Raw genomic sequence first — 22,120 nt, 5'->3', positions numbered from 1 at the left:
CCGGCAGCCCCAACGCCACAGCGAGTGCCCGCCTGAGCCTGAGGTGGCGCCGAATCTGCGCGACGAGGCGATCAGCAGCTCTTGTAGGGCAGGAACTTGCCCTACATGACGATTCTGACGCGGTCACTCGCTGGTGAAATAGGGGCGGCGGCCGATCGAATACGCATCCGCCGGGCGTAGAATGGCCGGCGTAAGCCGCTCTCCATCGCGGCCCGGCTCGAGGGCGCCTCACTTCATCAATGCGCACCGCGAGTTCCCTCGCCGACACCAAGCCCACTTGCCGCGACGGGCGAACCTCCTTCCTCACGCTTGCAGACCCCACCGTTCATGAACATCACCCCCTTCCAGGCGCTGGCCTGCCCGCTCGACGGCGTACCGCTGCAGCGGTGCGGCTCGACCTGGCGTTGCCAGGCCGGGCACAGCTTCGACATCGCCAGCCAGGGCTATGCCCACTTGCTGCCGGTGCAGCACAAGCGCTCGCGCGACCCGGGCGACAGCAAGGAGATGGTCGCCGCGCGCCGCCGTTTTCTGACTGCTGGCTACTACCAGCCGATTGCAGCCGCAGTCAGCGAGGCCGCATTGGCGGATCTGCCCCCTATGGCAAGGGCTAGTTGCCTCGATGCCGGCTGTGGGGAAGGCTACTACCTGCGCCAGTTGGCGGCGGCGACCGGGAAGGGACAAACGCTGGCCCTGCTCGGGCTGGACATTTCCAAGTGGGCGGTCCTGGCGGCAGCGAAACAGGAGCCGCGGCCGAACTGGGTCGTCGGCAGCAACGCCCGCTTGCCCGTGCAGACGGGCAGCATCGACCGCCTGCTGTGCCTGTTCGGCTTTCCCGCCCATGCCGAATTCGCCCGCGTCCTCAAGCCGAACGGCCAGTTGCTGCAGGTGGATGCCGGCCCGGATCACCTGCGCCAACTGCGCGAAATCATCTACCCAAGGCTGAAACCGGAAGCGACGGCCAAGGTGCAGCCACCGCCCGGCTTTGCCAGCCTGGCGAGCGAAAACCTACGCTACGCGCTGCACCTCGCTGGCCAGGAGACGATTGCCGATCTGCTGGCGATGACCCCGCACCTCTACCGGGCCAGTACCGAGCGCCGTGCGCTGGCGGCAGAACTGACGACGCTGTCACTCACCGTGGATGTGCGCCTGACGCGCTTTGTCGTAACGTAGAGGTCGCGCACACGACACAGCAGGGGCAAGGAAGGACGACGACGCTTGCCGCTGCGTCACAAAACCTCCCTATCCTCCCTATCCCCGGCGCTGGTGATCAGCGGCTTTTCAGATACTTGAGCATGGTGTCGGCATCGGACACTTCGAAGGGGTCGGTCGAGCAGTTGTCGGCGAAGCCTTCTTCGGCAAGCAGGCGCTTGATTTCACCGTCTTCGACATACATCGAGTAGCGCCAGCTACGCTGGCCAAAGCCCAGATTGTGCTTGTCGACCAGCATCCCCATCTTGCGGGTGAACTCGCCATTGCCATCCGGCAGCAGGAAGACATGCTCCGCATTCTGGCTCTTGCCCCACTGGTACATGACGAAGGCGTCGTTCACCGATATGCAGACGATGGCATCGACACCCTGCGCCTTGAACTCGTCATAGAGTGCCTCATAGCGCGGCAGATGCGAGGTCGAGCAGGTCGGCGTGAATGCGCCGGGCAGTGAAAAGACGACGACGTTCTTGCCCTTGAAGATCTCGTCGCTGGTCAGATCCTTCCATTCGAACGGGTTCGGCCCACCCAGGGCATCATTGCGTACGCGAGTCTTGAAAATAACGCTAGGGACAGCATGCGACATCTTGTTTCTCCTTCGTTGAGTTTGAAAATCAGCAGTTTTTGCGGGTCGGACGAAAATTATTGTATGCCATATTCGGCTTCGACCAAGGGTCGGCAAGGCATTAAACAGCCACCATCAGTCTTCCCGCCAGGCTTCACGCATGGTGACGAACTCCTCGGCCGCGGTCGGATGGATGCCGATCGTGGTATCGAAAACGGCTTTCGTGGCCCCGGCGCGCATGGCGATGGCGATTCCCTGCATGATCTCGCCGGCGTCCGGACCCATCATGTGCGCACCGACGACCCGGTCGCTGGCCTTATCGACAATCAGCTTCATGAACGTCTTCTCTTCCCGCCCACTGATGGTGTGCTTCATGGGCTTGAAGGTGGACTTGAACAAGCGAATATGGCCGAACCTGGCGTGCGCTTCCTCTTCGGTAAAGCCGACCGTGCCGATATTCGGCTGGCAGAACACGGCCGTCGGGATGAAGTCATAGTCGACCGTGTTTTCCAGCCCGCCAAACTGGCGCCTGGCGAAAGCCATGCCTTCGGCCAGAGCCACCGGCGTCAGCTCGATGCCGCCGGTAACGTCGCCAAGAGCGAAAATGCTCGGCTCGGAAGTGCGGAAATCCTCGTCGACCTTGATCGTGCCATCATCGTTGAGGGCCACGTTCACGCTTTCCAGACCCAGGTCTTGCAGATTCGCTTTGCGCCCGGTCGCGTAGAGCACGGCATCGACTTCGATGACCGTATCGTCGCTCAGACTGAGCTGCAGGCCACCGGGTCCCGGGGTGATGGACTCGACATTGACTTCGAAACGCAGGTCTACGCCGGTCCTGGCGATCTCCTGCGCAGCATGCGCACGGATATCGGCATCGAAGCCGCGCAGGAACAGGGGGCCGCGGTACAACTGCGTGACGCGCGCCCCCAGGCTGTTGAAAATGCCGGCGAATTCCACCGCGATGTAGCCGCCGCCGACGATGGCCAGGCGCTCGGGAAAAGTCTCCAGGTCAAAAACCTCGTTGGAGCTGATGGCGTGCTCGCTGCCCGGGAAGTCCGGGATATGCGGCCAGCCGCCAGTGGCAATCAGGATCTTGCCTGCCGTGTAGCGCCGCTCGCCGACGGCCACGCCATGCGCGTCGACGATGCGCGCACGGCCGTTGATTACCTCGGCCTGTACCCCGGACAACAATTTGTCATAGATCCCGTTGAGGCGCGAGATTTCTGCTTTCTTGTTGTCGCGCAGGGTTGCCCAGTCAAAAGCGGGGGTTTCACTGGCCCAGCCGAAATTGCGCGCGTCCTTGAAGGACTTGCCGAATTCGGCCGCGTAAACGTAGAGTTTCTTGGGCACGCAACCGACATTGACGCAGGTGCCTCCCAGGTAGCGATCTTCGGCGACCGCCACCCTGGCGCCAAAACCGGCCGCCATGCGCGCAGATCTTACCCCGCCCGAGCCGGCGCCGATCACGAATAGATCATAGTCATAGTTCTGCACAGGTATTTCCTCCTGATTTGTGCACTCCAGCCTGCTGGTTCCGGCGACCTCGCCAGGCACCCGACAAGGCGTTTAAATCCAGGGCAGCGCAAGCACTCAATCGGCCCGCACACCCTTGATCGCAAAGTCTACCCTGAACGATTTTCCCGCCAGGCACGACACCCTCTCGTTGCTGTCCTCGTAGAGCCAATTTGGCCCCAGAGGCCCGACGCGAAACTCCTGATTCCCGGGCACATTCGGAAAACTGTAGCTTCCTTGCGCATCGACTCGCGTGCTGAGTGCCGGTTGCCGCTCGCCGGGAACGAAGACCCCTACGTGCGTCAGCTTGAAGGTTTCCAGGGGCCCCGCGGGAGAGAGGCGAATGCGCACCGGCGTTCCGCTCACTTTCCCGAAGATCCGGCAGCTGACTGACTGCCCATTGAGCAGCCGAACCGTCGTCGTCGCCGCCACCCGCCGCCCCTGACGATCCACCGCCAGCAGCCTGAAGGTCGTTGCCTTGTCGATCGACAGGGACTCTGAACCCGAGATCGACAGCGGCCGGCCGCGCGGACCGCCAGGAACCAGGTTCCTGGTCTCGACCTCGCCGGAATCGTCGAACAGGCGAACGCCGTCCGCGTCCTGCACTTCCCAGGATAGGGTTACCGAGCCGCCGCGCTGGACACGATCAGGGGTCACTTTGAACGACAGGATCTGCGGTGGTCCCGCTTTTTTTTCCGGCTCGTTCGCAGCCTCTTTCGCTGGCTCTTTCGCTGGATTTCTCGCTGCTTCTTTCGCTGCTTGTTTCGCTGCATCGCTGTCGCAGGTGCTGATCTTTTCCAGGCGGATCCCGGCCGGAAACGGCAAAGCCTTGCGGTAGGCAACAGTCGTCTGCGAGCCCAGATCTTTCACTTCCACAGAAAGCATTCCGAGACGCTGCGACGGCTGCCCGGGAGCCTTCTGATCGAAGCGCGTGAATAGGCCGAAGTCGAGAAAGACGCAGGAGAAGTCGTGCCTGGCCGCCTTGCCCACCTTGCTGACCTCACCGACGACAATACCGGCGCCTTTCTCGCTACCTTCAGTCGAGAAGCTCACGTGCACGTCGCGCTGCGGCTCAAGCTCGGCCGCCAGCGCCTGAGCGACAGGCAGGACGCAGACCGAAACCAGTAGAAGTGCGCGACTGACAAGCTTGGCTGATCCGGGCATGACTGTTGACCTCCACAAAGAGTGAGCGGTGACGGCTTGCCGCGCCGCACCTCTGCTGCACGCTGCACGCTGCACTCCGACCAGATAGCGGGCGAAATCGGGCCTACCTTGCCGGTGGCACACCCATCGCCTCGCGCGCCCGTTGTTTGGCAGCGATATAGTCGCCGTGACCGACGTAAAGCAGGTTGGCAATCTTGCGCATCAGGTGCGCTTCGTGGGCGTCCAGGTGGCCGTCGGCCAGCGCGACCTGCCACATATTTTCGATGATGCGGATCTTCTGTTCCGCACCGCAACTGGCATTGATCAGCGACGTGAACTGATAGTAGCCGCTGGCCCCACGGGCTTCCTGATCGGCAAGGGCCATCAAGGTCTCGAGCTCTGCGGCATCAAGCTTGAACTGCACATGCAAGGCGCTGGCGATGGCCGCCTGTTCTTCATCGGTGATGCGATCGTTCATGCGCATCATTTCCAGGAGCAAGGCGGCCGTGGCCACCTGCAGGCCATGTGCGGCGCCCGCCGCGCCCTGCCGCGTGCCGGGTTCGATGAACTGGTTGAAGAATTCCTTGATGGTGGCGATCATGTCTGTTTTGTCGCGTGGCTGGCAAGCGGCGTATTCTAGCAGCCTGCTCGCTTGCGCGTTTTTTCGGGTCGGCTGCCGGACAGTGAACCACTGCTTGACCCATCGACTGGAGAAAGACAATGACTGACGGAACCCCGCCTGGAAGCGCGCCTTTTTCCGACCAACTGGCGAAGACGCTCGGCGCAGCGATTGCCCAGCGCGGCCCGGACTATGTGCCACGCACGCATCACCTCGACGACGCAGGCCGGCCCCGCTTCAGCAACCGCCTGGCACTGGAGAGCAGCCCCTACCTGTTGCAGCACGCGCACAACCCGGTCAACTGGTTTCCCTGGGGAGACGAGGCCTTTGCTGAAGCGCGGCGACTCGGCCGACCGGTATTCCTGTCGATTGGCTATTCGACCTGCCACTGGTGCCATGTGATGGAAGCCGAGTCCTTCGAAGACGAGGAGATCGCCCGCTTCCTCAACCAGCATTACGTAGCCGTCAAGGTCGATCGCGAGGAGCGTCCCGACATCGACGCGGTGTACATGAGCGCTGTGCAGCAACTGACCGGGTCCGGCGGCTGGCCGATGAGCGTCTGGCTGACCGCCGCGCGCGAACCGTTTTTTGCCGGCACCTATTTCCCGCCGCGTGACGGCGTCCGCGGTGGCTCGCGCGGCTTCCTGTCGCTGCTCGGCGCCTTGTCCGAGACTTTTCATCGCGATCCCGAGCGCGTCGGCAAAGCGTCGGCGGCACTGGTCGACGCAGTGCGCCAGGACATGCAGGGCACGGCCGCGGTGAACGGAGAGAACACAGGGAACGCCGCGAAAGACATGGCCGAGCTGCCCGCCCGTCAGCTGATAGCCGCCACCGTCGCGCATTACAAGGCCTCCTTCGACAGCGCGCACGGCGGCCTGCAGCGGGCGCCGAAATTTCCTTCACACGTTCCGCTACGCCTTCTCCTGCGGCACGTTCAGCGCACGGGCGACAGCGACGCGCTGCACATGGCGACCCTGACGCTCGAGAAAATGGCTGCCGGCGGGCTCTATGATCAGCTCGGCGGCGGCTTTCATCGCTACTCGACCGACACGCAATGGCTGCTGCCGCACTTCGAAAAAATGCTCTACGACAACGCCTTGCTGGTCGTCGCCTACGCCGAGGCCTTCCAGGTCAGCGGCCGCGCCGACTTTGCCCGCGTCGCGCGTGAGACCTGCGACTACGTCCTGCGCGAAATGACCGACGGCGGCGGCGCTTTCTATTCCGCCACCGACGCCGACTCGGAAGGTGACGAAGGACGCTTCTTCGTGTGGACCGAGGACGAGATACGCCGCGAACTGGCCCCGCTTGGCAGCGAGACGACGCGGCTGTTTCTCGCCCACTATGACGTACGAACCGGCGGCAACTGGGAGGGGCGCAGCATCCTCAACGTCCCTAGCCCCGATGAAAGCCGCTGGGCAGCGCTGGCCAAGGCGCGTGCCATCCTCTACGAGGCGCGGGCGCGGCGCCTTCCGCCCTTGCGTGACGACAAAATCCTGGCCGCCTGGAACGGCCTGATGATCTCGGCACTGGCGGTCGCCGGACGGATTCTCGACGAACCCCGCTACATCGCCGCGGCGGCACGCGCGGCCGATTTCGTGCTCGCCCATTTGCGCAGCAGCGACGGCGAACTGCAGCGCAGCTTCAAGGACGGGCAGGCGCGGCACCCCGCTTTCCTCGACGACCACGCGTTTCTGGCCGCCGGCCTGATCGACCTCTACGAGGCGAGCTTCGACGCGCGCTGGCTGGCAGAAGCGCTGACTCTCGCGCAAGCCACCGAGCGCCTGTTCGCGGACCCGACGGGCGGCTGGTTCATGAGCAGTCCCCGGCACGAAACGCTGATTGCGCGCGAAAAACCGGCCTACGACGGCGCCGAGCCGTCGGGAACCTCGGTAGCGCTGATGAACGCCCTGCGCCTGGGCGTGTTCACCGGCGACGACCACTGGCGACAAATCGCCGAACGCGGCCTGCGAGCGCACGCCCAGGTCCTCCGCGAAAGGCCGATCGCCATGACCGAAGCACTGCTGGCGCTCGATTTCCTGACCGACACGCCGCTCGAAATTGCCATCGTCTGGCCCGAGAGGGTGGCTGACACGGCCACTGCGGCCGACGCGGCGGCGCCGCTACTGTCGGTCCTGCGTCAAACCTACCTGCCGTCACGCGCCATCGCCGGCGGCCCGGAATCGGCGATCGCAGCGCTGGCCGAGACCGTCACCTTCGTGCGCGGAAAAGTGGCGCAAGGCGGTCTCCCGACGGCCTACGTCTGTCGTCAGGGTCGTTGCGAGCTGCCGGTCACCGATGCCGCAGGGCTCGCGGCGCAACTCGGGCGAGCGGCGCTCTGAACAAGCCCCGCTGCCGGCCCCCTTGCCGTTTTCCTCCTGGAATATCAAATCGGGTGATCACACTCACGCGCTGCTGATCTCGGGGATCTGCGGCCTTTCCGCTCCTCTGCGTAGGCTGTCCTAGGGAGATACGAACCATCGCGTTCATCACTGACGCCGGGTACGCAGAGGGTTGCTTCGCCGCTTGGTGAACGACCGGGCAACGTGCTGCGGGCTGCGCTGCCCGCCTCTTGTCCCAAGCAATAGAGGCCGCGGGAGAGCGAACGGGAATGTTGGGTGAAGCCAGCGCGTACCGGTTCGAGAGGTTTGCGAGGGAAGCCACGCACTCACCCCCCTCTCAGTTTTGCTTCAATCCCGAAAGAATCTGTTCCACGTTGTAGTGCATCATTTTCAGATAGGTTGGCGCAGGTCCGTCGGCCGTCGACAACGCATCGGAGTAAAGTTTGCCACTGGGAATGACGTCGGCGCCCTTGGCAAGTTGTTCGAGCAGTCTCGGATTACTCATGTTTTCCATGAATACCGCCTTGATTTTCTCATGCTTGATTTGGCGGATGAACTTGGCCATTTCCTTGGCGCTGGGCTCGCTCTCTGTGGAGACGCCCTGCGGCGCGAGAAACGCAATGTCGTAACGGGCAGCGTGATAGGCGAAAGCGTCGTGTGAGGTGATGAGCTTGCGCTTGGCGACAGGAATCGTCGCATATTGCCCGGCCGCCCAGGCATCGAGCAGCTTGAGCGCCTCGACGTAATGCTGGCTGTTTTCCTGGTAATAGGCCGCGCCGGCGGGGTCAATCTCGCCCAGGGCGCTGGCGATATTGCGCACGTAGTCGATCACATTGCGCGGATCCTGCCAGGCATGCGGATCGCTGCTGAGTTTGCTGGGGTGGTCTTCGTCCGCCATCTGCCGAGACTGGATTCCACGCGAAGCGACCACCGTGACCCCCTTGAAGTCTGCCGACCGCGTCAGGCGATCCAGCCAGCCTTCGAAACCGAGGCCGTTGACCACGAAGAGCTTTGCTTGTGCGACGAGCTTGACACCGGCAGGCCGGGGTTCGAAGACGTGGGCGTCCTGATCGGGACCGACCAGCGTGCTGACTGCCACCCGATCGCCGCCGACTACGGAAACCAAGTCACCGAGAATACTGAAGCTGGCGATGACCGGAATTCTGTCCGCAGCTAGTCCTGCGGTGGAGAGCAGCAAGGCAGCGATACCGAGCACAAAGTTGTTCACGATCATCATGGTCAAATGTTCCCTCTTGAAATATTACTTGTTGCCTGGTAACGAATACGGAGCAGTCGCTTGGGCTTGCATGCGGTAGGCTGAGCGCCCCCACGAACTGTCGCCGGCGGAGACTTCCAGGATACCGCTGACCCACATCGCATCCATGGTTTGTACGTTCTTGAGCGGCTTGTCGGAGATCACGTAGATGATCTGGTTGGCAGGAGGAGGCGGAACGTGAATGCAGGCGCCGAAGTAGGGCACGAGCAGAAACTCACGCACTTCGTCCTTGACGCGTTCGAGGGGAATGACAAAACCGGCGATGCGAACGGCTGCACCGTTAAGCGACGGCTCGACCGGTGCGTTGGCCCAGACTTCGCCCATGCGGGCGAGCGCGTCCATCGCACGCGGGTCACCATCCTGCAGGTTCGCAAGGTCGAAATCCTTGAATGCGTCCGCGGGGTTCCAGTTCGACGGAATGAGGTCGTCCCATTTGATTTCACGGAACTCCGTGGCAGGCTTGGTGGGTACGTTGGCAAGACGTTCACCCACCTTGTAAGGCACGCGTGTAAGGTCGACAGCCAACGCTGCGGAGCCGGCAACGAGTAGCAAGAGAGCAAAAAGACGAAAAGTGTGCATGGTTCAGGTCCGTGGGGAAAGGCCATCAATTAGCGAAAGACGATAGGCGCGCAAACCCGGCAACAGGCTCGCCACACTGCCGGCGAGCAGTATCCAGCCAAGCAGCGTTGCGAGAGAAACAAGATCGTCGCCAGAGAAGCACAGGCCATTCAGCGAGATTCCATAGCGGGCTTCGATCCACGGCGTGCCAAAGAACAGGAGCGCGGCCAGCAGGGCGAGGCCCGCCACCATTCCCCCGACAGTCACCGAAACGCCTTCGAGGGCCAGCAAGAGCAGCAGTTCTCGCGGACGTGCGCCCACCGAACGCAGGATCGCCAGTTCACGCCGGCGAGCGTCCAGACTGGCGAGAATGACAGCGACCAAACCGCCCAGCCCGACGAGGGCAACCATCCACGAAACCAGGAGCAGCGCCTTTTCGCCTTGCCCAACGACTTCCCAGAGCTGATCCAGCGCCACGCCCGGCATCACTCCCATCAGGGGTTCATCGACATCATTCGCCATCGCACGCTGCATGGCGAAGACATCACCACGCTGTTTCAGGCCGATGAGTTGAGCGGTAATGGTCTTGGGCGTGAGATCAAACTTCTTGACCAGCTCCGGCGGGATCGAGAAGCCCGGCACCGGGGCGCCACCCTGCCAATCGAGATGAATGGCCTCCATGCCGGTCAGGCTGATGTGTACGGTGCGATCCACCGGCGTGCCGGTGGGTGCCAGTATGCCGACGACAAAGAAAGGCTTGTCGGAATGGGCAGCGCCTTCGAGCGCAACGCTGCCATGGGCCAACACGATCTTCTGGCCAAGCTGATAAGCCAGTTTCCGGGCAACTTCTGCGCCCAGCACAGCGTCGAAGACGCCAGCAAACGGCTTGCCGGCCTGCATCCGCAGTGGCTGGCGATCGCCAAAGCGAAAATACGTGAAGTAGTCAAGGGAGGTGCCGAGCACCGGAAAGCCGTGATGCGAATCGCCCAGCGAAAGGGGGATGTTCCAGGCCACGGCCGGATGATGGGCCAGCTTTTGCGCCGAGGTCCAGCGCATGTTCTGAGTCGCTTCACCGATCCGGAAAACCGCGTACAGCATCAACTGGACAGGACTGGCGCGGGCGCCAACGACCAGATCGGTACCCGAGACGGATTGCGAGAAGCTCTCGCGCACATCGTGACGCAGGCGTTCGACGCCAACCAGCAAGCTGGTCGCAAGGGCAATCGAGAGCAGGGTAAAACTCAAGGTATAACGCCGGTTCCAGGCGCTTCGCACCGCCAGTGCAATTAGATAGTTCACGCTGTCTCTCCACTTGCTGCCCGGTTGAGCGCCGGCAATGCCAGATCGCGTAGAAAATGCGGCGCGAGGCGGCGGTCGTGGCTGACGAATAGCACTGTCGAACCGGCAGCGTTTGCCTCACGCAAGAGCAGATCAAGAAATGCTTCCTGTCGCTCGGCATCGAGCGCGGAAGTGGGTTCGTCTGCAATCAGCAGTTCGGGATGCCCGATCAGGGCGCGTGCTGCCGCCACGCGCTGTTGCTGTCCCACCGAAAGATCAGTGGCCGGACGTCGCCACAAGTCACGGGCCAGATCGAGATGGCCCAGCAAACGTTCCGCTTCGCCGCGTAGCGAGGAGCCGCTCGTCTGCGCCCGCTCACGTCGCCGCACAGAGAAACGGCAAGGCAGCAGAACGTTGTCGATCACCGGCAGGTACGGCACGAGATTGAACTGCTGAAAGACAAAACCGATGTGGTCGGCCCGCAGCCGATCGCGCTGCGTCGACCGCAGGCGCCCCAGATCCTGGCCCAGGAGATCGATGCGTCCGTTGCCGGGCGCCAGCACGCCACCGATCAGGCTAAGCAAGGTGCTCTTGCCACAGCCGCTGGGTCCGTGGAGGAAGGCGTGCTCGCCGCGCTGCAGACGTAACTCCGGCAGATCGAGGCAGGCTGTGCTCTGGCGAGGCCAGCGGAAGACCAGATCCTTGATATCGACGACCGTTTCGCTTTTCACAGCTACCAGCTCAATGTGCTGGCCGTGGGCGAAAGCTTGGCCGCCGATTGTCGTTTAGCCGTCACCACTTGCGAACGGATTTGCCGGTAGCCGGGGAAGGCGTCGAAGAGCTTTACCTCCAGACCCTGCAGTGCAGCAGGCTGGGCGCAACGGAAGATGAATTCGGCATCCAGGTCGGCGTGCTCAGGGCCAGTTCCGGGTTGATCGCCGCCCGGCGCGACTTTCGCTGCGGTCCCGGCGGCGACAGGGGCTTCGCCGAGGAGCGTGGGGTTAATGACCGCGGATTCCAGTTTCACGCTTGCGAGCTTACAGCCAGCGCCGGGAGTAGGTACAAACAGCCTCTCGGCCTGACGCAACTGGCTTGCCATGCGGCGTACCTTGTCCAGTTCCTTGTGGCCCTTCGGCGCGCGCTCGAAACCCAGCAAGCTGTCGAGCGGCGATTCGAGCGCAATGCGTAGCGTATCTCCTTCGACGCCGATGTTGAGTTCGGCAAGCCCGTGAGCATGGGCTTTTTCAGCGTGTGCGAAAGGACTGGCGATGGCCAAGGAAGCCGTAACTGCCAACAGGGAGCGAGAAAGCATGGGAGATCCTTGTGATGATGTTGATCGCAACAATGGAAGAAAAAAAGGAAGTGGGAACTTGACCAATATAAAAATGCAACACTGCTGCAGAAGCAGCAAGGCATTCCTGTTGCGGAGACAGGCAGCAGGGCCCCCGGCAGGGAGTTGCCTCAGCGTCAACCCGGCGCATTGACCGACGCGCCCTTGCTGGCAGTAGTCGCCTGCCACAGCAAGGCGAGCGCGACCAGGACCCAAACGATGACCGGCCCGGCGGGCAGGTCGAGCGCCGTCGACAGCAGTAGGCCAAAGGCATAGCCGGAGACGCCGAGCGCCCACGCGGTCGGCAAACGCTTGCGCGTCATCCGCCTCGTTGCCAGCGGCGGTACGATCAAGGTCGCGAACACTAGGTAGAGGCCAACGAGTTGCACCGACACAGTCACGGCGACAGCGAATAGCGCATAGAAGCCGATCTGCCCCAGGCGCTCGCGAACACCGAACCACAGTACCAGGATCAAGGCATAGACCGCCGCCGTCCAAAGCAGACGTGCCGGCGCCGCCCACAGGATCTGCCCGACGAGCAGGTCGCGCAGATGCTCGCTGCCATGCACGTTGCTGGCCAGCAGCAGCACGCTGCCAGTGGCGCCGAGCACGAACGTCACGCCGATCACCGCTTCCTGCACGTCAGGCCAGAGGCGTTCGGTCCATGTCAGCAGCAAGGCGCCGGCCAGCGCCGCCGACAAAGCACCGATCTGTACCGCAGCACCTTCCGGTTCGAAGCCGAGTTGATCGGCGAGGAGCACTCCGCAACCCGCGATCTGTGCGATGGCCAGATCGATGAAAACAATGCCACGGGCGAGTACCTGCATACCAAGGGGAACGTGCGTCGCCGTGACCAACAAGCCCGCGGCGAAGGCTGGCAACAGGATGGACAGTTCGGCCGCGCCGAGATTGAAAGTCATTGCGCCCCCCTCAGCAGGCGCTGGATCGTATCGTCGAACAGGCTGAACAGATCCTTCGCCGTGTCATCGCCGCCAACCGTGAACGGCAGAACGACCGCATTGATCCTGGCCCGCTCGGCGACCCACTGTGACGCACGGTCGCTCTGATAGGCGGCACGAAGCACCATCTTCACAGGCTGCTGCTGCAGCTTGGCGAGCACCTCCGACAGGTGCGCGGTGGTCGGTTCGACGCCAGGCTTCGGTTCAAGGGCGGCGACTTGTTGCAGCCCTAGCCAGTCCTCGAGGTAGGCGAACGCCTTGTGTTGCACCAGGATCGGCACACCGCGCAGCGACGAGGCCTGCTTCTCCCAACTCACGATCGCCACGTTCCAGCGCGCGGCGAACGCCTTGTAGCGTGCCTGATAGTCGGCGGCATTGCCGGGGTCGAGTTCGGCAAGGCGTGCAGCCAGCGGCGCCGCCACCCGCGCGATGTTGCGGGGATCGGTCTGGATGTGCGGATTGCCACCCGGATGCACGTCGCCGTCGGCGCGGTTGAGGCGAGCCGGTTTCTCAAGCAAGGGCACGTAGTGTGACGCTTCGAAATACCCTGACTTGCCGGGCTGCAGGGCCGGATTCCCGGCCTGTAGCAGCACCAGCGGCAGCCAGCCAACCTCCAGTTCGGCGCCGGTCGCGACGACGAGGTCGGCACTGCGCGCACGCGCGATCAGGCTGGGCTTTGCTTCGACGTGATGCGGATCCTGCACGGCATTGGTCGCCGTGTAGACCTTAACCTTGTCGCCGCCGAGCGCCTCTACCAGCGCGCCCCATTCTGGCACGGTTGCGAAAACGTTGAGCACGGCCAGCGCCGGTGCCGCGCAGACGGCAAGGGTGAACGCCGCCAGGATTTGTAGTAGACAATTCATGTCGGATCTCTCACTTCCTCAGTCTCAGTATTTGTGCCCGCCGTGCGCGCCCAGGGTCAGGATGTACTGCAGAAATACCTGATTGTCGGTCACGTCTGGTAAGAGCTTGCTCTGCTGCACCTGCATGCGAAAGCGGCTGAACTCGGACGGCGTGTAGTCGAACATCAGCGCGTAACGCTGCGGATTGAACCCTGACAAGGAGTCGAGGTAAGCGAAATTGGCGCCGTAGCTTAAGTTACCGGGGTCGAGCCGGTCATAGCGAGCGCCGGCTCGCCACGCCGGCATGAACTGGTAGACGCCGTCGAGATACCAGCCGCTCTGACGCGAAGCGTAGTTCGAGGTGTTGGTGAGGCCGAGCGTGCCGTCGCGATCGTAGGTCAGGTCGCCGCTCTCCTTGCGCCAGAAGTACTCCCCCTGCAGCTTGAAGTTCGTCTCTTGAGCATTGCCGTTGGGCGCGTATTTCCAGACGAAGTCGGCGATGCCCAAATAGCTCGTGCCACTGAATCCCAGTTGCGCATCGTTGCCGTTGCTATCGGTTTGCACATACTCGCGATCCTTTGGTCGCAGGCCGAGATACGATAGCCCCGCACGCCAACTGTGGCTCCTGCCGATGTCGCCGCCGGTGTGCACGTAGGCCGCGACATCGCCGATGCCGTTGCGGTTACGCTCACCGCCGGGGAAATTCGCTCCATCGCCGACCTCTGCGCCCACTTCGATGAAGGTGTCGGTCGGTGCAATCCATTTCAGTTGCACACCGTCGCTCTTGAACTGGCCACCGAGAAACGCCTGGTACGGCAGGGGCGCATCGTAGAAATCCCAGACATGCTGATGTTGGTCGTTGAGGTAACCGATGCTTGACAGGAAGCGTCCGAACTTCGGCGTCAGCCCGCCTGGAATGGCGGTCAACACCCCATACGCTTCCTCGACTTCGACGCTGTTGTCGGGGGCGAGCGAGAAAATCAGGTTGCCGTAGACCTTGTCGTCGACGCTGGCGCTGAAGCCCAGCTCGGATTCGACGATACTGAATCCGCGTTTGGCGGGTGCGATGTCGCCGCTCGGAACGAAGCCGTAAATTGCGTATTTGTCGGGATCCTGCGACAGGTCAGCGTAAACGCCCTGCAGCACGGCTGAGATGGCCGGATTGAAAGCGCTCGCCGAAGCGGGTGCCGCGGCCGCGGCAGTCTGTAGCGAACCGGCCTCGACCTTGGCAACGCTCTTCTCGGCCTGGATAGCGGTCTTCTCGGCCACTGCAGCCGTCTTCTCGGCCGCGGCGAGGCGGCTTTCGAGCGCCGCTATGCGTTGCTCGTAAGTCTGTTTCATTTCTTTGAGTTGGGCGCGGATCTGGGCCAGATCGGCGTCGTTGGCGGCGAGCGCCGGCAGGGTGAAGCTCAGTGCCGCAGCCAGCGCGGCGGTAACGGGGGTACGCATGATGACTCCTCAAGACGGCAGAACGCCTCCCTGGGCAGGGATTGTTGGCGGATCGACGATTCTGGTGAAGAAATCAGGCGGTGGGAGGAGCGCGGGCACACGCAGGGTGGAGCCGCAGCGAGCAGGAGAACCAAGCTTCCTGCGCCAGCGGTGCGAAACTGAGCAAAGGTCCGGCCACGGCCTCGGCAAGCGCCGGCAGCGGGGAGTCGAGACCGTGTACGGCCAAGCAGAAAGAGCAGGCATGCTCGCCACCGGCGTCGGCATCGGGCTTGAGATGATCGACGAAATGGAGCAACGCTGCCGACTGGGCAAGCACCAGCAGCAACGCGAGGAAGGCGGAGCGCAGCAGCTTCATTCGCTGTCGATCACCGCAATCACACCGCAGAACATGGCGCAAGTTTTTTTGCCGATCTCGCGATCACCGATCGGCGCGACGGTGTTCATCGGCATGCCCCGGTACACTCGGCACAACGCCCACGCAGGTCGAGTTCGATGCGCGACAGCGAGAAACCCTCGGGCAGATTCGGTGCCGCCGGCGGCGCCGCATCGAGGCAGAAGACCCGCCCGCAATCCTCGCAACGAAAATGCGTATGTGCGGCATGTTCGCCTGCGGCGGCGGCCGAAAAACGAAACACCCCCTGTGCATCGGCACTCCGGTGGGCCAAGCCGCTTTCAACCAGCCACTCGAGTACGCGGTAGAGTGTGACGCGATCAAGCGCTTGATCAGCGAGTGCCTGCTCGATCTCGTGACGCGTCAGTGCCGCCGGCGCAACCCGAAGTAGTTGTAGGACGCGGACACGCGCCGGCGTAGCGCGAGAACCGGTCCGACGAATTAGCAGCACGACGCTTTCGGTTTCCGCAGGCGTTTCAACAGAGGGCGTAACAGCAGTCATCATGGTCGCCATTTTAAGCGCAAACCAGAGCCCAATGCAATATTGTTGCAAGTGCATCAGCGCATCATCTGCAACAGCGACAATTATACCGTTAGCATCACTCTCAAACTGCAGACTGTTGTGGTGGGCGTGCGTTCTGGCCCGCCAGGAACGTCGGGAGGGATTTTGGTTGCCAGAGAAGTTGCGTTGGTCGAACGGCTAACCTGATGGCATTATTTGTCTCATTGGGGGCAACCACCGCCCTGCGTCATCGGATGCGCAGCGGTCGGAGAGCAAGCACAGGCGGTGATTCTCGTAATCGCATCACCTAGTCAGCCATCGGCGCCAGAATACCGAACATCAAGCGTGCCATCACCTTGACGTCACCCTTGACGATGATGGTGTTGCCGCCGAATTTGTCCTTGCGTCCTTGAGCCGCGCATTGCAACAAATAGCCTCGGCCGGTGCGAATTCGATCTTCTCGCTTGCAAGTGGCTCAACAGCAAACGAGACCGACATCGCGCGCATTCAGATGAGCGAGTATCGTCAGCCGCAGCCACGACCATCGCCAGCCGGCAGCGGCACCATCACCGCCTGCCCCGGCTGCGTGCAGCCGCTATCGCAGCAGCGCCCCGGCTGCCGGTTGCGGGTGATCGGCCGCGCGGGGTCGTCGACCAGGCCGCGATCGAGCAGGCGTTCGACCAGCGCCACTTTGTCGCCGACCGGGTAGTTGCGCCAGATCTCCTGCTTCATGGCTGCCGGTGAGCCGCCGCCGTGCAGGCTGATCACCGAGTACCAGCCGGCCTGATATGAGGCCGTGAGGTCTTCCATGAAACGCGCCACTTCGATGCGTTTTTCATAGGGAACGTCGGGATTGGCGCGCAAGACTTCGGCCAGGCGGGCGGCAGTAGCCGGATTATGGTCTTCGTCCGGGCCCGGCAGGGCGACGATCAGGCCGCCGGAAACTTCGTGCGCCAGGCGGTGCATGTCGTAGATTTTGGTCGCCAGCAGCAGCTTGCCGATGTTGGCGAAGACCGGGTCGGGCATGAAGCTACCGCTGGCCTCGTCGGCCTGGCCATAGACACTGGCCGCGACGCCGCAGGCGAAGAAGCTCTCGGTGATGGTAATCAACTCGACCATTGCTTCGCGCAGATTCGACTGCGCACCGGGATCAGGGAAGCCGTTGGCCTCGCACATCAGGGCGCCGGCGCCGATCAGGAGATCGCCGAAACCGGCCCGTGCGGCGATGCAGCTATGGCGGTGGTGGGTGGCGTAGTTGTAGGTCAGCACTCCCGAGTGCTCCCAGTCGCCGGCGTAGAACACCCGCTCCCAGGGGACGAAGACGCGCTCGAAGAGGACTACTGCGGTGGCCTGGCCGTAGCGACGCGAAAACAACGGCTGGCCGTGTTCGGGCTTCTCACCCGGCCGGCCGGCCGGCCGCGAGACGATGGTGACACCCGCGGCGTCGACCGGTACGGCGCAGCACACGGCAAAATCGGCGTCTTCCGCTCCCATGTTGCGACAGGGCATGACCAGGAACTCGTGCATGTATGCGGCGCCGGTGACGATCGCCTTGGCGCCGGAGATGACAATTCCCTTGCCATTGCGTTCGACGATGTGCAGGTAGGAATCCGGATTGCTCTGTTGATGCGGGCGCTTGCTGCGATCCCCTTTGGCGTCGGTCATGGCGATACCGAGCGACAGATCCTGATCCTGCACCTGCGTCAGGTATTCGGCGAAGCGCGCGCGATGCTCGCTGCTGCCACGCGCATCATCGATGCGCGCGCTGACCTGATGGATGGCATTGAGCGCGTCGTGCGCGAGATAGCGCTGCGCGCAGCCGGTTTCCTGGCACAGCAGACGCACCGCTTCGAGCTTGTTGAGTAAATCGCCGGCCGATTCATTGATGTGCAGCATGCGGTTCACCGGGCTGGCGCGCTGCGCCTGGCGGGCGATCATCAAGGGCGCTTTGGCGGTGTCGAGTGCGAAATCGTAAGTCACTGCCAGCGCGTTGATCCCTGGCTGCAGTTCCGGCGCATCGGCGACCGATGCGATCTGATGGCCATCGACATAGACGAGTGGCCGATAGCGGCGCAGCGATTCACGGTAGTCGCTGCCACTCATCAGCAGCCCGGACGAAGCTTCCTGCGTTGCGCGGTTCATGGTCCTGGCTCCTTCCATCGAGGCCACCTTTGAAGAGAAATTGAACGGCGTTCAGTTTTTTAGCAAGCGTATAATGCGCTCATGCGAAAGTCAATGAAGAGCTCGGCGGACACCACCGCAACGGCGGCACCCGGCGCGCCCGAGGCACGCAGCGACGATGCGCGTCGCCTGCGTACGGACACCATGGCGCAGCGGCGCCGCGAACTGATTCTCGATGCGGCGCGCGCCGCTTTTTTCGAGTTGGGGCTGCAAGGTGCCAGCATGCGCGAGATCGCCAAGCGCGCCGGTTATACGCCGGGGGCCATCTACAGCTATTTTGCAAGTCGGGAGGAAATCTACGCGGCCCTGCTCGGCGAGTCGCTGCTGCGCCTCAACGCGCAGGTCGCCAGCGCGCCAGGTGACGGAAACGCGGCGGAGCGAGTGCGCAGCAAAGCCAGCGCCTTCTTCGATTTCTACCGCGACAACCCGCGCGATCTCGATCTTGGCTTCTATCTGTTCCAGGGCGTGCGCCCGAACGGCCTGACTCGCGAACTCGACGCGCAGCTCAACGAGCAGTTGCGCGCCGCGCTACAGCCGACCGCCGAGGCACTGCGCGACTTCGACCTCAATGCCAGCGCCTGCGAAACCGAGGTCACTGCGCTGTTCGTCCACATGGTCGGCTTGCTGGTGCTGATCCATACCGGGCGTATCCGCATATTTCGGCAACACGCGCCGCAACTTCTGGCGCAGTATCTCGACCAACTGACGGAAAGACTGCAGCGCGCCGGGCACTGACGATGAAAAGGCATTGTGTTATGGTGCTCCGTTGCTCCCGCTCCCCTCGCCGCCCCTCCCCACGCACGTCACTGATTGCCAGGCAACTCGACACCGATCCCCATGAATGTGACCATCGACATCGTTTCCGACCTCGTCTGCCCCTGGTGCTTCGTCGGCAAACGAAGGCTGGCGCAGGCGGTCGCACTGGTCCAGGCCAGCCATCCCGAGAGCCGTTTCCAGTTCAACTGGCTACCGTATTTTCTCAACCCGAACACAGCGCCCGAAGGCGAACCCTACCGCGCTTTTCTGGACGCCAAGTTCGGCAGCTCGGCCGCGGTAGACAAGATGCACAGCGATGTCGCTGCTGCCGGACATGAGGCGGGCGTCGACTTCGACTTTGCGCGCATCGTCACCCGCCCGAACACGCTGCGTGCGCACCGCCTGGTCTATCGCGCACAGTCCATCGGCCATCGACCGGCGACCATCGAAGCGCTGGTCGAGCGGCTATTCGTGGCGCATTTCCAGCGTGGCGAAGATATCGGCGACGTCACGACACTCGCCGACATCGCCGCTGCCTGCGGCGATATCAAGAAGGACGTTGCCGATTATCTGGCCAGCAGCGAAGGCGAACGGCCGGTGCGGTCACTGGCCGACAAGGTCACCGCGCTTGGCGTAAGTGGTGTGCCGTTCTTCATCATTCAGCGCCGCCTGAGCATCTCCGGCGCGCAAAGTGGCGAAGTGCTGGCGGCGGCAATCATCGAAGCAATGCAATAGAACCGCGGGAGGCGAGGCCAGCGATGCACGTCCATTACAACATCACCCATACCACCTGCTACCGTTACAGCTCGCTGGTGACTTTCGGCGAACACCGGGTGATGTTCCGCCCGCGCGACAGTCACGACCAGCGCGTGCTGGCCACCGACCTGCGGGTCAGCCCGGAAGCGGTGGTGCGCATGATCCAGGATCCGCACTCCAATTCGGTGGCGCTAGTGACACCGCTCGGTGCCGCCACGGAACTCAAAATCGTCTGTTCATTCACCATCGAGCACGCGCTGAACCCCTACCCGGAACTGCAGCTCTCGCCAAGCGCGCAGATCTTCCCGTTTGCCTATTCGGTCGAAGAGCGTTTCGACCTCGAACACTACATGCGCCCTCACCACGACGACCCCGAGGGCGTGTTGACCCACTGGGCTCGCCAGTTCATGCGCACCGATGGTCCGACCGGAACGCGTGAACTGTTGCTGAACATGAACCAGTTCATTCGCAATTATTTTGGCTACGCCCAACGCGAACAGGAAGGCACACAGACACCCTTGCGGACCCTCGAACTGGGGACCGGAACCTGCCGTGACTTCGCACTGCTGATGATGGAGGCGGTACGCCGCCTCGGTGTCGCTGCCCGCTTCGTATCCGGCTACCTTTACGATCAGGCGCTGGACAGTGGCAACGAAAGCGGCGAAGGCGGTGGCGATGCTAGCGAAAACACCATCGGCGCCGGCACCACCCATGCTTGGCTGCAAGTCTATCTGCCGGGCGCCGGCTGGGTGACTTTCGACCCGACCAACAACCTGCTTGGCAGCAACCAGCTGATCCGCGTCGGCGTCGCACGCGACCCTGGCCAGGCGTCACCAATCTCGGGAAACTGGTTCGGGGCGGCGAACGCCTACCTCGGAATGACGGCAACGGTGCAGGTGCGGCGGGTAACGCCCGGCGACTGAGCGCGCCAACGCACGCTGCGGCTCGTTCAGGATTTCTGGACTTGCGGAGTTCAAAAGCTCAGGACGGCACTGCCGGGTCGATGCCTACGACCTTGCTGCCGTGAGTTCGTCCCGGCGAAAGAATAGCTTCGATCGCACGCCCGTCGTCATCGCCGAGCAGCCGCTCCAGACGCAGCTCGACTTCCACTTCCAGCACCAGCGTGCGCTGTGCCGGGCCAGGCGACGCGCCCGAGCTGAACCTCAGCGTCTTCAGCGTGCCGTCAGCCTGATAGCCACCGGCAGTCCAGCAAAAGGAGGCAGCACGCTGAAGTGCTTCGCGGTTCATCACTAGCACAGCAAGCGACAGGGCGAAGGCTCGCTCGGCACTCTCGGCGTCCGCGCCGGTAATCTGCAAGCCCAGCTTGTGTAGCGACTTCAGGCGTGTCCCTGCGGCGATGACGCCGTACATCACGTGCAGATAGTCGAATCCCGAGAGAACCCTGCCGGCGGCGGGAACAACCGAGAACGACGCCGCGTCAGCGACGTTCCAGACAACCTCGGTGTTGCGCAAGGCCACCAACTCGCCACTGGTCGAGCGCAGGTAGACACGTTTCGGGCCCGGATACGGCAGCCGCGTCAGCGCGTAGGGACCGGCCGGGGCTGCTGGGTCGAAGAGCAGCTCGTCGACCGCGTCCTCGGGCCCCGGTTCGCCGGCGATCGGATCGGCCGCGAGGCGATCGAAATCCCAGCTGTCGGCGGAAAAAGTCGCTGCCGCCGCGCCGCTACCCGTGAACAGCGACGGCAACGCGCTCTTCAGCAACGTGTCGATGGCGTTTTCTAGCACAAGCAGCATGAGCGTCTACTCAGCGTCTATTTGGCAACGGCAAGCGAAGGAGGCCGGAGCGATTCGCCATCAGCCTGCCGTTCGCCAAGGTCCTCCGCGACAAGCTTGACGGCAGCAGCGATGCACACACGCCTCTCGAAGGCTCGTAAGGCAAACAAAGATCAGAAACGGAGAGCGCTCAAGTGACGGTACGCGACGAATATCCCAGAAACGCCATACGCGGTCAACCGCCGTCAGCGCGGCATTCGCATAGAGTAACTGGATCAAACTGACTGGCCTTTTTGAGATTCATGGCCTCTATGGGCTTGCAGCCATGGCCAGCCGCCGTGCCGCAGCAGGAGCTGAAAGGCCGCTTGCGCCGGCCTCTTTAAACGACCGGTCAACGCACAAAGCCCCCGACGGGAAGTTGTCGGGGGCTTTGTCAATGGGGAGCCTGGCGGTGACCTACTTTCACACATGAAGTATGCACTATCATCGGCGTACCTTCGTTTCACGGTCCTGTTCGGGATGGGAAGGGGTGGGTCCAAAGGGCTATTGCCGCCAAGCATAACTGTCTCGCACACCGCGGTTGGCGGGGTGCGCAAAATGGGAAGAAGGTTATTGTGGGCGTTGTGATTGCGCTTCGTTTCTGAGTTGCTGCTTAAGGTTATAGGATCAAGCCTCACGGGCAATTAGTACTGGTTAGCTTAACGCATTGCTGCGCTTCCACACC

The 22,120-nt window shown here is 62.7% G+C and carries 21 protein-coding genes and 1 rRNA gene; 5 read left to right on the top strand and 17 right to left on the bottom strand.

Features of this window, described 5'->3' with window-relative positions; genetic code table 11:
• Nucleotides 1-327 precede the first annotated feature (327 nt).
• Complete coding sequence (locus QZ648_RS00110; protein WP_291995767.1) at nt 328-1,170, top strand: putative RNA methyltransferase; 843 nt, start codon at nt 328-330, stop codon at nt 1,168-1,170.
• A 97-nt stretch (nt 1,171-1,267) separates the two neighbouring features.
• Here the strand turns inward: QZ648_RS00110 and QZ648_RS00105 are convergent, their stop codons facing one another.
• From QZ648_RS00105 to QZ648_RS00090, 4 genes are all read right to left on the bottom strand, one after another.
• Nucleotides 1,268-1,792: a peroxiredoxin gene (locus QZ648_RS00105; RefSeq protein ID WP_291995766.1), complete on the bottom strand. Its 525-nt coding sequence runs from the start codon at nt 1,790-1,792 to the stop codon at nt 1,268-1,270.
• Between the two features lie 114 nt (nt 1,793-1,906).
• Nucleotides 1,907-3,265 carry a glutathione-disulfide reductase gene (gene gor, locus QZ648_RS00100; RefSeq protein ID WP_291995765.1) on the bottom strand — a complete coding sequence of 453 codons (1,359 nt, stop codon included), beginning with the start codon at nt 3,263-3,265 and terminating at the stop codon, nt 1,907-1,909.
• Nucleotides 3,266-3,361: 96 nt separating this feature from the next.
• On the bottom strand, nt 3,362-4,447 hold the full coding sequence (locus QZ648_RS00095) for a hypothetical protein (protein WP_291995764.1): 1,086 nt from the start codon (nt 4,445-4,447) through the stop codon (nt 3,362-3,364).
• A gap of 103 nt (nt 4,448-4,550) precedes the next feature.
• Nucleotides 4,551-5,027 (bottom strand): TerB family tellurite resistance protein, encoded by a 477-nt coding sequence (locus QZ648_RS00090; RefSeq protein ID WP_291995763.1) that lies wholly within the window; start codon nt 5,025-5,027, stop codon nt 4,551-4,553.
• 119 nt (nt 5,028-5,146) lie between these two features.
• Between QZ648_RS00090 and QZ648_RS00085 the strand changes: the two genes are divergently transcribed.
• Nucleotides 5,147-7,384 carry a thioredoxin domain-containing protein gene (locus QZ648_RS00085; RefSeq protein ID WP_291995762.1) on the top strand — a complete coding sequence of 746 codons (2,238 nt, stop codon included), beginning with the start codon at nt 5,147-5,149 and terminating at the stop codon, nt 7,382-7,384.
• A gap of 337 nt (nt 7,385-7,721) precedes the next feature.
• Here QZ648_RS00085 and QZ648_RS00080 read toward each other — a convergent pair whose 3' ends face one another.
• From QZ648_RS00080 to QZ648_RS00030, 11 genes are all read right to left on the bottom strand, one after another.
• The gene (locus QZ648_RS00080; protein ID WP_291995808.1) at nt 7,722-8,618 is read right to left on the bottom strand and encodes a metal ABC transporter substrate-binding protein; all 897 of its coding nucleotides are present in this window, start codon (nt 8,616-8,618) and stop codon (nt 7,722-7,724) included.
• A 27-nt stretch (nt 8,619-8,645) separates the two neighbouring features.
• Nucleotides 8,646-9,239, bottom strand: a complete 594-nt coding sequence (locus tag QZ648_RS00075; RefSeq protein ID WP_291995761.1) for a DUF3299 domain-containing protein — start codon at nt 9,237-9,239, stop codon at nt 8,646-8,648.
• Nucleotides 9,240-9,242: 3 nt separating this feature from the next.
• Nucleotides 9,243-10,517, bottom strand: coding sequence for an ABC transporter permease (locus QZ648_RS00070; protein ID WP_291995760.1), 1,275 nt, complete (start codon nt 10,515-10,517; stop codon nt 9,243-9,245).
• Nucleotides 10,514-11,227, bottom strand: coding sequence for an ABC transporter ATP-binding protein (locus tag QZ648_RS00065; protein ID WP_291995759.1), 714 nt, complete (start codon nt 11,225-11,227; stop codon nt 10,514-10,516). The genes QZ648_RS00070 and QZ648_RS00065 overlap by 4 nt, the downstream gene beginning before the upstream one ends.
• Nucleotides 11,228-11,229: 2 nt before the next feature.
• Nucleotides 11,230-11,772 carry a DUF2796 domain-containing protein gene (locus tag QZ648_RS00060; protein WP_291995758.1) on the bottom strand — a complete coding sequence of 181 codons (543 nt, stop codon included), beginning with the start codon at nt 11,770-11,772 and terminating at the stop codon, nt 11,230-11,232.
• A gap of 191 nt (nt 11,773-11,963) precedes the next feature.
• Nucleotides 11,964-12,746, bottom strand: a complete 783-nt coding sequence (locus QZ648_RS00055) for a metal ABC transporter permease (RefSeq protein ID WP_291995757.1) — start codon at nt 12,744-12,746, stop codon at nt 11,964-11,966.
• Nucleotides 12,743-13,648: a zinc ABC transporter substrate-binding protein gene (locus QZ648_RS00050; RefSeq protein ID WP_291995756.1), complete on the bottom strand. Its 906-nt coding sequence runs from the start codon at nt 13,646-13,648 to the stop codon at nt 12,743-12,745. The genes QZ648_RS00055 and QZ648_RS00050 overlap by 4 nt, the downstream gene beginning before the upstream one ends.
• Before the next feature lie 24 nt (nt 13,649-13,672).
• A complete protein-coding gene (locus QZ648_RS00045; protein WP_291995755.1) occupies nt 13,673-15,076 on the bottom strand; it encodes a hypothetical protein in 1,404 nt (467 codons plus the stop codon).
• A 73-nt stretch (nt 15,077-15,149) separates the two neighbouring features.
• A complete protein-coding gene (locus QZ648_RS00040; protein ID WP_291995754.1) occupies nt 15,150-15,431 on the bottom strand; it encodes a hypothetical protein in 282 nt (93 codons plus the stop codon).
• A gap of 85 nt (nt 15,432-15,516) precedes the next feature.
• Nucleotides 15,517-15,972, bottom strand: coding sequence for a transcriptional repressor (locus QZ648_RS00035; protein ID WP_291995753.1), 456 nt, complete (start codon nt 15,970-15,972; stop codon nt 15,517-15,519).
• A 522-nt stretch (nt 15,973-16,494) separates the two neighbouring features.
• A complete protein-coding gene (locus QZ648_RS00030) occupies nt 16,495-18,111 on the bottom strand; it encodes a 4-hydroxyphenylacetate 3-hydroxylase N-terminal domain-containing protein (RefSeq protein ID WP_291995752.1) in 1,617 nt (538 codons plus the stop codon).
• Between the two features lie 93 nt (nt 18,112-18,204).
• Here QZ648_RS00030 and QZ648_RS00025 point away from each other — a divergent pair, with 93 nt between their 5' ends.
• From QZ648_RS00025 to QZ648_RS00015, 3 genes are all read left to right on the top strand, one after another.
• Complete coding sequence (locus QZ648_RS00025) at nt 18,205-18,885, top strand: TetR/AcrR family transcriptional regulator (protein ID WP_169065634.1); 681 nt, start codon at nt 18,205-18,207, stop codon at nt 18,883-18,885.
• Nucleotides 18,886-18,987: 102 nt separating this feature from the next.
• Entirely contained in the window at nt 18,988-19,641 is a 654-nt protein-coding gene (locus QZ648_RS00020; protein WP_291995751.1) for a DsbA family oxidoreductase, read from the top strand.
• Between the two features lie 23 nt (nt 19,642-19,664).
• Nucleotides 19,665-20,585, top strand: a complete 921-nt coding sequence (locus QZ648_RS00015; protein WP_169065636.1) for a transglutaminase family protein — start codon at nt 19,665-19,667, stop codon at nt 20,583-20,585.
• 58 nt (nt 20,586-20,643) lie between these two features.
• Here the strand turns inward: QZ648_RS00015 and QZ648_RS00010 are convergent, their stop codons facing one another.
• Nucleotides 20,644-21,417, bottom strand: coding sequence for a hypothetical protein (locus QZ648_RS00010; protein WP_169065637.1), 774 nt, complete (start codon nt 21,415-21,417; stop codon nt 20,644-20,646).
• Between the two features lie 422 nt (nt 21,418-21,839).
• Nucleotides 21,840-21,953: ribosomal RNA gene (rrf, locus tag QZ648_RS00005) — 5S ribosomal RNA — on the bottom strand.
• Nucleotides 21,954-22,120 lie beyond the last annotated feature (167 nt).

It is taken from the genome of Candidatus Accumulibacter sp. ACC012, assembly GCF_907163155.1.
GTDB classification, from domain to species: domain Bacteria; phylum Pseudomonadota; class Gammaproteobacteria; order Burkholderiales; family Rhodocyclaceae; genus Accumulibacter; species Accumulibacter delftensis.
Note: the sequence above shows the minus strand (reverse complement) of the source record. Positions and strands in the feature narration are given on the sequence as shown.